General features: G+C 62.0%; 12 protein-coding genes. 5 read left to right on the forward strand and 7 right to left on the reverse strand.

The window, feature by feature from the left end:
* Positions 1-125: 125 nt before the first annotated feature.
* The 3 genes from OO730_RS07935 (at position 126) to thpR (ending at position 2,279) form a co-directional block, all read left to right on the forward strand.
* Positions 126-1,445 carry a malic enzyme-like NAD(P)-binding protein gene (locus OO730_RS07935; protein WP_323373375.1) on the forward strand — a complete coding sequence of 440 codons (1,320 nt, stop codon included), beginning with the start codon at positions 126-128 and terminating at the stop codon, positions 1,443-1,445.
* 97 nt (positions 1,446-1,542) lie between these two features.
* Positions 1,543-1,722 (forward strand): hypothetical protein, encoded by a 180-nt coding sequence (locus OO730_RS07940; RefSeq protein WP_264984048.1) that lies wholly within the window; start codon positions 1,543-1,545, stop codon positions 1,720-1,722.
* Positions 1,723-1,724: 2 nt separating this feature from the next.
* Positions 1,725-2,279 (forward strand): RNA 2',3'-cyclic phosphodiesterase, encoded by a 555-nt coding sequence (gene thpR, locus OO730_RS07945; protein WP_264984049.1) that lies wholly within the window; start codon positions 1,725-1,727, stop codon positions 2,277-2,279.
* 208 nt (positions 2,280-2,487) lie between these two features.
* On the opposite strand, the gene era is transcribed toward thpR, so the two are convergent.
* The 3 genes from era to OO730_RS07960 all read right to left on the reverse strand — a co-directional run bounded on the left by era (position 2,488) and on the right by OO730_RS07960 (position 4,791).
* On the reverse strand, positions 2,488-3,396 hold the full coding sequence (era, locus tag OO730_RS07950; RefSeq protein WP_264984050.1) for a GTPase Era: 909 nt from the start codon (positions 3,394-3,396) through the stop codon (positions 2,488-2,490).
* 156 nt (positions 3,397-3,552) lie between these two features.
* A complete protein-coding gene (locus OO730_RS07955) occupies positions 3,553-3,960 on the reverse strand; it encodes a DnaJ family domain-containing protein (RefSeq protein WP_264984051.1) in 408 nt (135 codons plus the stop codon).
* A 63-nt stretch (positions 3,961-4,023) separates the two neighbouring features.
* On the reverse strand, positions 4,024-4,791 hold the full coding sequence (locus tag OO730_RS07960; RefSeq protein ID WP_264984052.1) for an exodeoxyribonuclease III: 768 nt from the start codon (positions 4,789-4,791) through the stop codon (positions 4,024-4,026).
* A gap of 298 nt (positions 4,792-5,089) precedes the next feature.
* Here OO730_RS07960 and OO730_RS07965 point away from each other — a divergent pair, with 298 nt between their 5' ends.
* Positions 5,090-6,259, forward strand: coding sequence for an NAD(P)/FAD-dependent oxidoreductase (locus OO730_RS07965; RefSeq protein ID WP_264984053.1), 1,170 nt, complete (start codon positions 5,090-5,092; stop codon positions 6,257-6,259).
* 219 nt (positions 6,260-6,478) lie between these two features.
* On the opposite strand, the gene OO730_RS07970 is transcribed toward OO730_RS07965, so the two are convergent.
* From OO730_RS07970 to OO730_RS07980, 3 genes are all read right to left on the reverse strand, one after another.
* Positions 6,479-7,141 carry a VPLPA-CTERM sorting domain-containing protein gene (locus OO730_RS07970; protein WP_264984054.1) on the reverse strand — a complete coding sequence of 221 codons (663 nt, stop codon included), beginning with the start codon at positions 7,139-7,141 and terminating at the stop codon, positions 6,479-6,481.
* Positions 7,142-7,738: 597 nt separating this feature from the next.
* Entirely contained in the window at positions 7,739-8,347 is a 609-nt protein-coding gene (rdgB, locus tag OO730_RS07975) for an RdgB/HAM1 family non-canonical purine NTP pyrophosphatase (protein WP_264984055.1), read from the reverse strand.
* Between the two features lie 42 nt (positions 8,348-8,389).
* Positions 8,390-9,871 carry a two-component system sensor histidine kinase NtrB gene (locus OO730_RS07980; protein WP_264984056.1) on the reverse strand — a complete coding sequence of 494 codons (1,482 nt, stop codon included), beginning with the start codon at positions 9,869-9,871 and terminating at the stop codon, positions 8,390-8,392.
* Positions 9,872-9,971: 100 nt separating this feature from the next.
* Between OO730_RS07980 and rimO the strand changes: the two genes are divergently transcribed.
* Complete coding sequence (gene rimO / locus OO730_RS07985) at positions 9,972-11,291, forward strand: 30S ribosomal protein S12 methylthiotransferase RimO (protein WP_264984057.1); 1,320 nt, start codon at positions 9,972-9,974, stop codon at positions 11,289-11,291.
* A gap of 808 nt (positions 11,292-12,099) precedes the next feature.
* Here rimO and serS read toward each other — a convergent pair.
* On the reverse strand, positions 12,100-13,380 hold the full coding sequence (gene serS / locus OO730_RS07990; RefSeq protein ID WP_264984058.1) for a serine--tRNA ligase: 1,281 nt from the start codon (positions 13,378-13,380) through the stop codon (positions 12,100-12,102).
* Between the last annotated feature and the right edge of the window lie 27 nt (positions 13,381-13,407).

A 13,407-nucleotide genomic window follows, 5' to 3' on the forward strand; every position in this document is an offset into this window, starting at 1 on the left:
GTCGTGTATACGGAACCGAATGAATCCAGAAAGCGTTGGCGCACATGGTATATCTCTTGTCGTCCGGCCCGGATTCCGACACTGCGGTCCATATTTCGAACAGCAATCATAAGGGAGGCCTGATCATGGCACTGTTCACCAAGGAAGAGGCACTGAATTACCACTCCAGCAAACGCAAGGGTAAGCTGGAAGTCATCTCCATCAAGCCGTGCAGGAACCAGAAAGACCTGTCCATGGCGTACAGCCCCGGCGTGGCCGAGGCGTGCCGCGAGATCCATGCGGACACGGAAAAGGTCTACGAATACACCAACAAGGGCAACCTGGTGGCCGTGGTCTCCAACGGCACCGCCGTGCTCGGCCTGGGCAACATCGGCCCCGAGGCGGGCAAGCCGGTCATGGAAGGCAAGGGCGTGCTCTTCAAGATTTTCTCCGACATTGACGTCTACGACCTGAACATCTCTGCCAAAACGCCCGACGAGGTGGTCGCCTTCTGCAAGCTGCTCGAACCCACCTTCGGCGGCATCAACCTGGAAGACATCAAGGCCCCGGAATGCTTCGAGATCGAAACCCGGCTCAAGGAAGAGATGGGCATCCCGGTCTTCCATGACGACCAGCACGGCACGGCCATCATCTCCGCCGCAGGCATCATCAACGCCCTGGAGATTTCCGGCAAGAAGATCGAAGAGATCAAGATCGTGGTCTCGGGCGCGGGCGCGGCGGCCATCGCCTGCTCCAACCTCTACGTGCACATGGGCGTCAAGCGCGAGAACATCTTCATGTTCGACTCCCGCGGCCTGATCCACGCCGGACGCGAGGGCCTCAACGAGTTCAAGCAGGCATACGCACAGGCCGAGGACAAGGGGTCCCTGGCCGACTGCATGGTCGGCGCCGACATGTTCCTGGGCCTGTCCGTCAAGGATGCCATCAACCAGGACATGGTCAAGACCATGGCCGAGAACGCCATCATCTTCGCCTGCGCCAACCCCGACCCGGAGATCCCCTACCCGGACGTCAAGGAAGTGCGCCCGGACATCATCATGGGCACGGGCCGTTCCGACTACCCCAACCAGGTGAACAACGTGCTCGGCTTCCCGTTCATCTTCAGGGGTGCCCTGGACTGCCGCGCCAAGACCATCAACGAAGAGATGAAGATCGCCGCAGCCGACGCCCTGGCAAAGCTGGCCAAGGAGCCGGTCTCCCAGGAAATCTGCGACGCCTTCGGCGTGGACAAGCTGGAATACGGCATCGACTACATCATTCCCAAGCCGCTGGACCCCCGCGTGCTGACCTGGCTGGCCCCGGCCGTGGCCAAGGCCGCCATGGACACCGGCGTGGCCCAGATCGAACTGGACCTCGACCAGTACGCCAAGGACCTGGAAGCCCGTATGCAGGCCTCCAAGGCCCGCACCAAGGGCGTGGTGGACTCCTTCGGCTACGACATCTAGCGCAGCCCATTCGACAGCAGGGGCCCTGTTCCGTTTTCGGGACAGGGCCTTTTTGCATGGAGTTGCCCCCGGCCCCCCTCTCCTTTATGATCGGGGCATGGACGAGAACCTGGAAACGAAATTGCGCGAGCTGGCCGAGGAAAACGGCGTGGACCCGGACGAGCTGATCGGACTGGCCGAACAGGCCGAGTTGCCCGAGGGGCTGGACCGGGTGGCGGAAACCCTGCTCGGCGACGTGGCCCTGTTCGGCCACGCCCTGGACAATATCAAGAAGTAGCCATGGCCCGGCTGTTCATCGGCATCAAGCTCCCGCCCGGCTACCAGGACCGCGTCCGTCCGTTAACGCAGGAAATGGACAAGACCCTGCACACCCGGGTGAACTGGACCCGGCCCGGCAACTGGCACCTGACCCTCAAGTTCCTGGGCGACACCGAAGCTGCCCGCATCCCCTCCGTCATCGACACGCTGGCGTCCATCGAGCGTCCCGCCTTCACCATGCAGGCGGGCGGGGCCGGGGCGTTTCCCAACCCCGGGCAGCCCCGCGTAATCTGGCTCGGCCTGGACCGGGGCGCAGAACAATGCGAAGACCTGGCCGCCGCCGTCAACGACGTGCTGGCGTCAGTCGATATCCCGCGAGAAAAGAAACGGTTTCGTCCCCACCTGACGCTGGGCCGCATCAGGAAGCCCGGCAAAGAGGACTGGCAGACCGTGCTGGACAGGGCCGCGCGGGAGACATGGCCCGCGTTCACCGTGGACCGGTTCACCTTGTGGCAAAGCGAACTCAAACCCACCGGCGCGGTGCATACCGCCATTGCCCAATTCAACCTGAAATAACCCGCGACACGGACCAGAAAAAAGCGCCGCACCATGTCTGCACATGGCACGGCGTATCGATTTTTTCTCGTCTGAATCGCACCGCAGCATACGGTACGAAGCCACCACACACCCCGCCGAAGGCGGATACGGGATTCTCAAGGCCCTCGGCCTTGAGCGGGTGCAGGGCAGCGCTCTGCCCGCCGGAGACGCCCTGCGGCGAGCAGCTTTACTCGCCCAACCCCATGGCCCGCAGGAAGCCGGGGTCTTCGGTCCACCCCTCCCGCACCTTGACCCACAGTTCCAGGTGGACCTTGGTGCCGGTCAGCTCGCCGATGTCCTGGCGCGCCAGGGTGCCGATCTTCTTGAGATTCGCGCCCTGCTTGCCGATGATCATGCCCTTGTGGCTCTTGCGGGAAGTATAGATGACCGCGTTGATGATGATCATGTCGGGACGGGAGTCCTCGTCCCACTGCTCGATCTCAACGGCCGTGGAATAGGGGAGCTCCTGGCGCAGCGAGTAGAAGAGCTTTTCGCGGATGATCTCCGAGGCCATGAAACGCAACGGCACCGTGGAAATCTGGTCCTCCGGGAACATGGCCGGTCCCTCGGGCAGGAAGGAGAGGATGCGCTCCATGAGCTCGTCGGTTCCCTTGCCGCGCAGGGCCGAGACCGGGACGAATTCCGCTTCGGGCCACAGCTCGGCGAGCCGGGCCATGAACGGCAGGAGCTGGTCCTTTTCCTTGATCCGGTCGATCTTGTTCACGGCCACCAGCACGGGCCTGCCCGCTTCGCTGACGGGCTTGACCAGGGGCGTGATCTCCTTTTCCAGCAGCTGCGGCTTGGCGCAATACAGGGCCGCGTCGAGCAGCACCACCACGCCGTCAGCCGAAGCCAGGGCGTTCCAGGCCGATTCCAGCAGGAAACGGTTCATCTTGCCGCGCAGCCGGTGGATGCCCGGCGTGTCCAGGAAGACCACCTGCGCCTCGTCCGTGGTCAGGATGCCGCTGATGCGGTTACGCGTGGTCTGCGGCTTGGGCGAGACAATGGCCACCTTCTGCCCCAGATACTGATTCATCAGGGTGGACTTGCCTGCGTTGGGGGGGCCGATCAAGGCCACCATTCCAAATTTATGCATTTTCTTTCCTTGTCGGCTGTTGAAAAACGCACGATTGCTGCGTTGCCAACCGCAAATCAATCCTCAACGCAGCGCTGCTGCGCCTGCGGTTGATTGACGGTTGTCGCCTTGCACTCGCACATTTTTGAACAGCCTTTGTATTTTTGTACTCGCAACTTATTTGTCTGAAGCGGGTCTGCCGAACCGTTCCTCGGCGATACGTACTTTCTCCACGATAAGGCGGTAATATTCACCCGAATCGTCCAGGTGCACGGGGCGGCCGCGCCGCTCGTTCATCTTCATGATCATCACGTTCAACTTCTGCATCTGCCGGTAGCGCTCACCCTCGTCCTTCATGTGCGAAAGCAGATCGATGGCGGACATGATCTCCTTTTCCTCAACGATCTCGGCGGGCACGTACCCGGAGTTCCTGAGCACCCGGTAGGCCATGCGCAGTTCAGGCGGCAGGTTTTCGGCCTCGTCCTTGGGCAGGGGCCTGCCCATGCCCTCCAGGTTGTCGAACTTGCCCTCCCGGAGGGCGCGCTTGATGTGGTCTTCGGCCACCAGCTGCGAAAAGTTGAACATGGGTGATCTTTCCCATACACGTCAACCGGTGTCAAAGCAGTTATTATGGGGCCGGAGCCGGGATCAGACGTCGATTTCGACCGCGATGGGGCAGTGGTCCGAGCCCATGACGTCGGGCTCGATCCAGGCACCCACGACCTTGTCGCGCAGCTCCTCGGAAACGAAGAAGTAGTCGATGCGCCACCCGGCATTGTTCTTGCGGGCGTTGAATCGGTAGGACCACCAGGAGTAATGGTGCGGGCCTTCCTCGAACAGGCGGAAGGTGTCCACGTACCCGGCGTCGATGAACTTGTCGATCCAGGCGCGCTCGATGGGCAGGAAGCCGGACCGCTCGGAATTGGCCTTGGGGTTCTTGAGGTCGATCTCCGTGTGCGCGGTGTTGAAATCGCCGCCCACCACGATGGGCTTGGTCTTGCGCAGTTCCTCGGCGTGGGCCAGGAAGCAGTCGTAGAACCCCATCTTGAAATCCAGCCGCTCGTCCGACATCTGGCCGTTGGGGAAATAGATGTTGAACAGATGGAAGTCCGGGTATTCCAGGTGCAGGACGCGCCCCTCGTCCCGGTAGGCCGGATCGGGCAGGCCGATGTTCACGGCCAGGGGCTCCGGGTTGGCGAAGCAGGCCACGCCGGAATAACCCTTTTTTTTCTTGGACCAGTTCCAGTAGTGGTTTTCATAGGAATCGGGCTCCCGCTCCTCGACCGATATCTGGTCCGGGTGCGCCTTGGTCTCCTGGAGCATGACCACATCGCCGCCGCAACCGTCCAGCCAGTCGCGAAAACCCTTTTTCAGGACGGCCCGGTAACCGTTGACGTTCCAGGAATAGATGATCATGGCGAACCTCCGGAAAAGTGAAGGGGAACCGGCGGACTGCCGGTTCCCCCCGTGTGCCGTGGATACGGCGAAAGACCTAGTGTTCGTTCGGGGTGCTGACCTTGAGCATAACCAAGGCGGCGATGGTCATGAACAGCCCCAGGAAAAACCAGAAATAACCCAGCATGTTTGCATCCTCCATTGTTGTCACGTTGGTCTGAAGCACATACCAGAAACTGAAATGGATGAAAAGGGGACGCGGCACGCCGGGACGCACCCGGCCCTTGCCTCAAATCACCGTCTGCCGTAGAACCGGCCCATGAACGGATACGACGTCATCATCCTCGGGGCCGGGGCCTCGGGCCTGTGGTGCGCCCTGGCCGCTGCCCGGCGCGGACGCAAGGTCGCGGTCGTCGACCACGGCCCCAAGACCGCGCGCAAGGTGCGCGTCTCGGGCGGCGGCAAATGCAATTTCACCAACCTCGACGTCGGCCCGGCCAACTACCTCTGCGCCAACCCGCACTTCGTCAAATCCGCCCTGGCCCGGCTCTCCCCGTGGGACGTGGTCGCCTTCCTGGCCGAGGACAACATCACCTTTGAGGAACGCGACCACGGCCAGCTCTTCACTCTGGAGGGCGCGGGCAAGGTGGCAGGGGCGCTTACGGACCGATGCCGCAAGGCAGGCGTTTCCATCCTTCTGGAAGAAAACATTAAATCGATTACCGGCAAGGGTCCGTTCACCGTTCGATGCGTTGCCGGTAATCTGACTGCTGCCAAGCTGGTGGTCGCCCTGGGCGGCCCGTCCTGGCCCCAGGTCGGGGCCTCGGACCTCGGCTTCCGCCTGGCCCGGCAATACGGCCTGGACATCGTCGCGCCGCGCCCGGGGCTGGTGCCGCTGGTCTTTCCGAAAAGAGCCCAAAAGATGTGTGCCGAGATGGCGGGCAACGCCCTGCCGGCCACCGTGGAAGCCGGGGGCATGCGTTTCACCGACCCCCTGCTCTTCACCCACCGGGGCGTGTCCGGCCCGGCAGTGCTCCAGGCGTCCAACTACTGGCAGGAAGGTCGGCCCGTGGTCATCGATTTCCTGCCCGACAGGTCGGTGGCCGGTTTCATCGAGGAAAACAGAAGCTCCAACATCCGCCTGGGCAACCTGCTCGCCCGCGTCCTGCCCAAGCGGCTGCCCCCCCTGCTCCTGCCCGCCGACCTGGCCGAAACCCCGGTCAGCCAGCTGTCCAAAAAGCAGCTCGAAACATTGGAAGACCGCATCCACCGCTTCACCGTCACCCCGGCTGGTACGGAGGGATTCGCCAAGGCCGAGGTCTGCCTCGGCGGCGTGGACACCGACCACATCTCCTCCAAGACCATGGAAGTGAAGACCACCCCCGGCCTCTACGTCATCGGCGAGACCCTGGACGTCACCGGCCACCTCGGCGGCTTCAACCTACACTGGGCATTCGCGTCAGGAGCCGCCTGCGGCGCGGCCTTGTAACCCGGCTTGCGATAGCGGCACATCCGCACATTTTTCCGGCTTGCCGCCGTCCTCACCGTAGCGCTGCTACGCCTGCGGTACGGCTGCGCCGGAGAAAATGCACGGCTGCACCACTCTCCCAAGCCTCCGGTCGGGCTGGAGACGCACCTACCCATAAAAGCAAGGCCTCCCGCCGAAACACGTCGGCAGGAGGCCTTTCTTTTGAATTGGGACGGACCGCTACGCCTTCATCTTGCGGCGAATCCCGACCAGACCGACCAGGCCGGAACCGAGCAGCCACACTGCGCCGGGGATCGGGGTCGGATTGGTGGTGCCGACGTGCAGATGGTATGTTGCATCCGCCACAAGAGGTCCGCCGTAGAGTGAACCACTTTGTAAATACTGGCCCACACGAATGTAATACGTCCCCGCAGTGTTGAATGTATACCTGAAAAACGAATTGAATGTGTCTGACTCTAGGTCACCTGCGCAATCTGCACCACTGTCATCATTATATGCAAGTAGACGGGTCCCATCGGTGTCGTAGAGCGTGAGAACGGTGTCCAAACCTGCAACTTCGGCAAAATCGATGTCGAAAGAGACGGCATTACCCAGATGCAGGGAACTCCCAGCGGTGCCGACGGAAAACGAATAGTAGTCATACGTATTGTCACCGGAAAACCCGTACACGGACGCGCTCCAGTTGGCGATGGTCCCTGAAAGATCCGTCTCAACCAGATAGCTGATGTCGCTGCTGAAGTAGGGGTCCAAATTTTGGGCCGTCGCGCTGGAGTCGTTGGGGTTCTTTTCCAGTGTATACGCCGCGTTGGCCGCCTTCGCGCCGACTATACACAGTGAAATCAGCAGCAGCCCCCAGACCGTCTTGACAATACGAGAGTTCATATGTCGCCCCATTGTTGCATTCAGAAAAACAAAACGGATCACAGACACCCTATTTACGATCCTACCGGCGCATGATCACCTACGGCCATATAGCAAATTTTATTCAAGTTCTAACAATTCAATACATTGACCGCTCATACCACTTTTTTTGCCCTCTATTCCGATTTTTCAGGAATGCGTTCACTCGCCCAAGTCACCCGCCCCCTTTGCATTTGGACCGAATGTGGGCCATTTTGGCTGAAATTCGACTTTTCCGACACGGCAAATCCCGGAGCATTTCGTTGATGGCCCGGTGGAATTTCTGGTGAATCAAAGCCAATATAGGGCAGTGATGTCCTCGGCAGGCTCGCCCCCTGCACGCTTTCACCCCGCTCTACATCTCCCGAATAACCAACCCCCGCTTCGGGCGAGAAAAAACGCCGCGCCATGTATGAGCATGACGCGGCGTATGTCGTTTTTTCTCGCCCGAAGCATCGACCTCGCCGGAGGCGACGATGGGGGTCCAGGGGGCTTTGCCCCCTGGCGGGTGCAGGGCAGCGCCCTGCCCGTCGGAGACGCCCCTGCGGCGAGCAGTCCGCCGGGGGCCTCCCCCAAAAGCTACTTGTTGGCCTTTTCCCAGAAGTCGGGCCAGAGTTCGAGGAGCTTCTTCATGGCCTTGCCCCGGTGAGACTTGCCGTTCTTGACCTCGGGGTCCAACTCGGCCACGTGGCAGCCCAGGTCCGGGTCGATGACGATGACGTCGTAGCCGAAGCCGCCCCTGCCCTTGTAGCCGTGGCCCACGGTGATCTCGTAGGAGCCGTCCGCGTTGATCTCGGCGCCGTTGGGCGCGCTGGCGGCCATGACGCAGCGGTAGCGGCCCGTGCGCTTGTCCTCGGGCACATCCTTCATCTCGGCGAGCATTTTCTCGTTGTTGGCGTGGTCGTCGCACTCCTCGCCCGCGTAGCGGGCGGAGTAGACGCCGGGACGGCCGTCCAGGGCGTCGATCTCGATGCCGGAATCGTCGGCCACGGCCACCAGGCCGGTCAATTCGGCCACGGTACGCGCCTTGATGAAGGCGTTTTCCAGAAAGGTTTCGCCGGTCTCGGGGATGTCCCCGATCTCCGGGAACTCGCCCAGGGACTTCACCCGCACGCCGAACGGTTCCAGCATGACGGAAAGCTCCCTGATCTTGCCCTTGTTGTTGGTGGCCAGGACGATTGTATCCATGAGAAAAGCCCCTTGGGTTTGCGTTTTCAAGAGGCTCACCTTTTACTCGGACTCGTCCTCTTCCGCAACCGCAAGGATGGGCGGCAGGAACAAGGTCACCTTGGTGCCCACGCCCTCGACCGAGGCGAGGTCCACGCGACCGCCCAGCTCGTCGACGATCTTGCGCGTCTGGGCCAGACCCAGGCCCGCGCCCTTGTCCTTGGTGGAGAAGAACGGGCTGAATATCTTGTCGCGGATTCCCAGCGGGATGCCGTGCCCCGTGTCCTCCACGGTGAGCATGACGAAATCCTCGTTCAGGGTAGTGGTTATCAACAACCTTCCACCCTCGGTCATGGCCTCGATGGAGTTCTTGATCAAGTTGATGAGGCACTGCTTGATGAGATCGGGATTGGCCCGCACCTTGGGCAGCATCTCTTCCAGCTCGATCTGCTGCTCCACGCACTGGTTGTCGCAGGGCAGGCTCATGACGTCCATGGTGGACCGGACCAGCTCGTTGAGGTCCACCTCCGCCACCTGCGCCTCGGTGGGCCGGGTGAAATTCATCAGGCTCTTCAGTATCTCGTCCAGTCGTCGGGATTCGTCCAGGATGATGGCGATCTTTTCGCGGGCCTTGTCGTCCACGCCGGTGGACCGCATGAGCGAGTTGGCGAACCCGGAGATGGAAAAGAGCGGGTTGCGGATTTCATGCGCCATGTAGGTGGAGAGTTCGCCGATGGAGGCGAGCTTTTCCGCCTGCTGGAGCCGGTTCTCCATGAGCCTGCGCCGCGTGATGTCGCGGCGCACGGCCACCACGTGGCCGATGGTTCCGTCCTCGTCGGCAATGGGCGTGGTGTAGATGCGGAAATACTGAACCCGACCGTCCGGGCCCACCTGGCTGGCCACGGCCTCGGCGGGCTGGCCCGTTGCCATGGTCCTGTCGAACGGATCGTCCCATATGCCCTTCCCGTTCTGCGAGCCTCCGGCAAAGACGTCGGCATAGTGGCTGCCCAACAGCGACTTCTTCGACAGGCCGGTCCGGTCGCGCACAGGCTGGTTCATGTCCACGATCTCCCCGTGGGAGTCAAGGAACAGAATCTCGTGGTCCATCTGGTCGATGATGGTCTTGAGCATGTTCTGGGTGTGCAGCAGGTCGACCTTGCAGGCCACCCACATCTTGTCCGAGGTCAAAAGCTTGATGAAGAAATTTGCCGCGTTGCGCTCGACCAGGGTGATGGCGGGCGGCAGATAGTTGCGCAGCTCGTTGACCAGGGATGGGCGCCCCGTGGCCTCGATGACCATGTTGATTTCCGGGTGGTTCTCAAGCATGGTCCGGTAGCCGGCATAGGTGGGGATGGACCTGTCCTCGTCCCGGGCCTCGGGCAGCACGGACTCACCCGGCAGGGCGACGGCCACCACGCCTATTTCACTGAGAATATCATCGTTGGACTGGTCCTTGAACATCTGCCAGAACGTCAGCAGCGCGGGGATGTCGCCGATAACGCCGATGACGTATTGCCTGTCCTCGATGTGGATAGCGTCGATCAATTTGACCTCCAAACGGTACCCGTGCACACTCGGTCGGACCGGGGGATACCACTCAGTGAATAATACCCCACTTTGACCCCCATATCAAAAGGATAATCACATGAACGGGAATCCCGAAAAATCCATACGCGTCCACACCATAAGCCTGGGCTGCCCCAAGAACAGGGTGGACACGGAGCGGCTGCTGGGCGCCCTGGGGCCGGCCATGGTCGCGGTGGATACCGTGGCCGAGGCTGACCTGGCGCTGATCAACACCTGCGGATTCATCCAGCCCGCCACCGAGGAGTCCATCGCCACCATCCTCGACACCGTGCGCGAGGCGGACGAGGCCGAGGGCAAACGCCCGCTCGTCTGCGTGGCCGGGTGCCTGGTCTCGCGGTACGGCCAGGACCTCAAGGACGGGTTGCCCGAGGTGGACCTGTGGCTGAACACCGAGGAAATCGAGCTGTGGCCCGCCATGGCCCGCGAGGCGCTGGCCGCGCAGACCGTGGAGGGGCTGCCCCGGAACCTGTCCACGGCCCCGAGCTATGCCTACCTCAAGGTCTCCGAGGGGTGTTCGCACAACTGCCGGTTCTGCACCATCCCGTCCATACGCGGCCCGCACAAGAGCTGGCCCGTGGAATTCCTGCTGGACGAGGCCCGGCAACTGGCCGGGCAGGTGCCGGAAATCATCGTGGTGGGCCAGGACTCCACGGCCTACGGCTCGGACCTGGGCGACGGCCACGACCTGCCCGCCCTGCTCCGGGGGCTGGCCGACATCCCGGCCCTTGAGTGGCTGCGCATCATGTATCTCTACCCCGCCGGGCTGACCGAGTCCCTGCTGACCCTGCTCAAGGGAACCGGCAAGCCGTTCCTGCCCTACTTCGACATCCCGCTCCAGCACGCCCACCCGGACGTGCTCGGCTCCATGGGCCGCCCGTTCGCCCGCAACCCGGAGAAGGTCATCGACCGGGTGCGCTCCTTTTTCCCGGAAGCCGCCCTGCGCACCACCTTCATCGTGGGCTATCCCGGAGAGACAGACGAACACTTTGCAGCGCTCATGGATTTCGTGCGCCGGACGCGCTTCCACCACCTGGGCGTGTTCCCCTACTGGGCCGAGGACGGCACCCCTGCCGCCGAGATGGACAACCAGGTGGACGACGAGGTCAAGATTCAGCGCCGGGACGCGCTCATGGCGTTGCAGGCCGAGATCAGCGCCGAAATCATGGAAGGCTACGTGGGCGAGACCGTGGACGTGCTCATAGAGCGGGAATCCGACGAATGGCCCGGCCTGTACATAGGCCGCGCCTGGTTCCAGGCCCCCGACGTGGACGGGGTGACCTATGTCAGCGCTCCGCCCGACACCCGACTTGAACTCGGCACCATCGTCCCGGTGGATATTGAGAAGGCCGACACCTACGACCTGTCAGGGTTGGTGTAGTCGCTTCGAGCAGCGGGCCTTCAAAGCCGACAATGATGGCCGCCCACAGGGCGGCCTTTTCTTTGAAGGAAAGCGCCTTTGGCGCTGGGGAATGTGGAATGTGCGCGCATTCGCGTTCAGCGTCCGGCGTTCTCCCTTCATCGTGTTCCGCCACACGGCGGCCCTATTTTTGGCTGGCGCCCCAAAAATAGGGGAAAAAGGGCGCTTTTGGGGTTAGCTCGCGCTGGAAGGCCCAAGAGCCTGTAGGCAACTTTGCTGCCCGTCTGCAAACTTGCCCATGGCAAGGTCGACGGGCTGCGCAAGTCGCCCGGAACAGGCTCTAAGGCCTGCCAACGATTGTCTTCTGCGACCGCCTACCCCTGCCATCTCCAACAGGTGCACCCATTGAAGACGCTCGCACGAGTAATCGCAGGGCAACCCCGCCTTGATCGCGGCCTAGAAGCCGACAGCGAGGGACGGCGGCTCCCAAAACGCAGTACGTACGCCTAACCAGGGCCAACATCTCCCTGGACAATCAACGCCAGCCAGCCCCCTCGGATGGGAGCCGTCCCGAGCTGATCGGATTCTTCCCGCGATCTTGGGGCGGCCGCGCTACAAAGCGCACTTTTTGCTTACTTTTTGGTGCGCCAGCCAAAAAGTCAGCCGCTGTAAAAGCGGAACACGATGTAAGGATGACGAACACCGCCGAACGCGAATGCGCTAATACTTCACTTTCCTTCCCTGCGCCAAAGGCGCTTCTCTCAAAAAAAAGGCCGCCCTTGTGGGCGGCCAACATTTTCGGTTTTAAAGGCCCGCTGCTCGAAGCGGCCTATTCGGGCTTAATGATTTCGAGGCCGCCCATGTAGGGCTTGAGCACCTCGGGAATGACGATGGACCCATCAGCCTGCTGATAATTCTCGATAACCGCCACCAGGCAGCGGCCCACGGCCAGGCCGGAGCCGTTCAGGGTGTGCACCAACTGCTTCTTCTTGGAGTCCGCGGGCTGGAACTTGATGTTGGCGCGGCGCGCCTGGAAGTCCTCGCAGTTGGAGCAGGAGGAAATCTCGCGGTACTTGTCCTGGCCGGGCAGCCAGACCTCGATGTCGTAGGTCTTGGCCGCGCCGAAGCCCATGTCCCCGGTGCACAGGGTGATGGTCCGGTAGGCAAGGCCGAGCTTCTCCAGAATGAGTTCGGCGGATCGGGTCATGTCCTCCAGCGCGTCGTAGGACCTGTCCGGATGGGCGAAGTTGACCATCTCCACCTTGTAGAACTGATGCAGCCGGATAAGGCCCTTGGTGTCCTTGCCGTAGGAGCCCGCCTCGGAACGGTAGCACAGGGTATGGGCGCAGAACTTGACCGGCAGCGTTTCTTCGGGGATGACTTCTCCGGCATAGATGTTGGTCAGCGGCACCTCGGCAGTGGGGATGAGGTAGAGTTCCCGCTCGTCGGTCAGCTTGAACAGGTCTTCCTCGAATTTGGGCAGCTGGCCCGTGCCGGTCATGGTCGCCTTGTTGACGATGGTGGGCGGGGACACCTCGGTGTAGCCGCGCTCGGTGGTCTGCTGGTCGAGCATGAACTGGCCCAGGGCGCGCTCGAGACGGGCGATGGGACCGAAGCTGAGGGCAAAGCGGGAACCGGCCAGCTTGGCCGCCCGTTCGAAATCCAGGCCGCCCAGCGCGGCCCCCAATTCCCAGTGCTCCTTGGGCTCGAAATCGAATTCGGGCTTGTCGCCCCAAGAGCGCAGGACCGGGTTGTCGTCCTCGGACGCGCCCAGCGGCACGGACTCGTGCGGGATGTTGGGCACGGCCATCATCCATTCCTTCTCGGCCTTCTCGACCTCATTCAGCTCACGGTCCAGCTCCTTGGCGCGGTTGGACACCTCGCCCATCTTCTCGAGCAGGTCGGACGCATCCTCGCCCGCCTTCTTGCGCTTGGCGATCTCCGGGCCGACCTTGTTCCGTTCGGCCTTGAGGGCCTCCACCTCGGCGATGAGCGCTTTGCGCTTCTCGTCGAGATCGGCAAATTCCCGGACGTCGACCTTGGAATTCCGTTTATCAAGAGCCTCCCGGACGATCTCCGGGTTTTTCTGCATCAGCTTCAAATCCAGCATGGGTATCTCCTTTCGATCCCCGTAGTA

It is taken from the genome of Pseudodesulfovibrio portus (assembly GCF_026000375.1).
In the GTDB taxonomy this organism is placed as follows: Bacteria; Desulfobacterota; Desulfovibrionia; order Desulfovibrionales; family Desulfovibrionaceae; genus Pseudodesulfovibrio; species Pseudodesulfovibrio portus.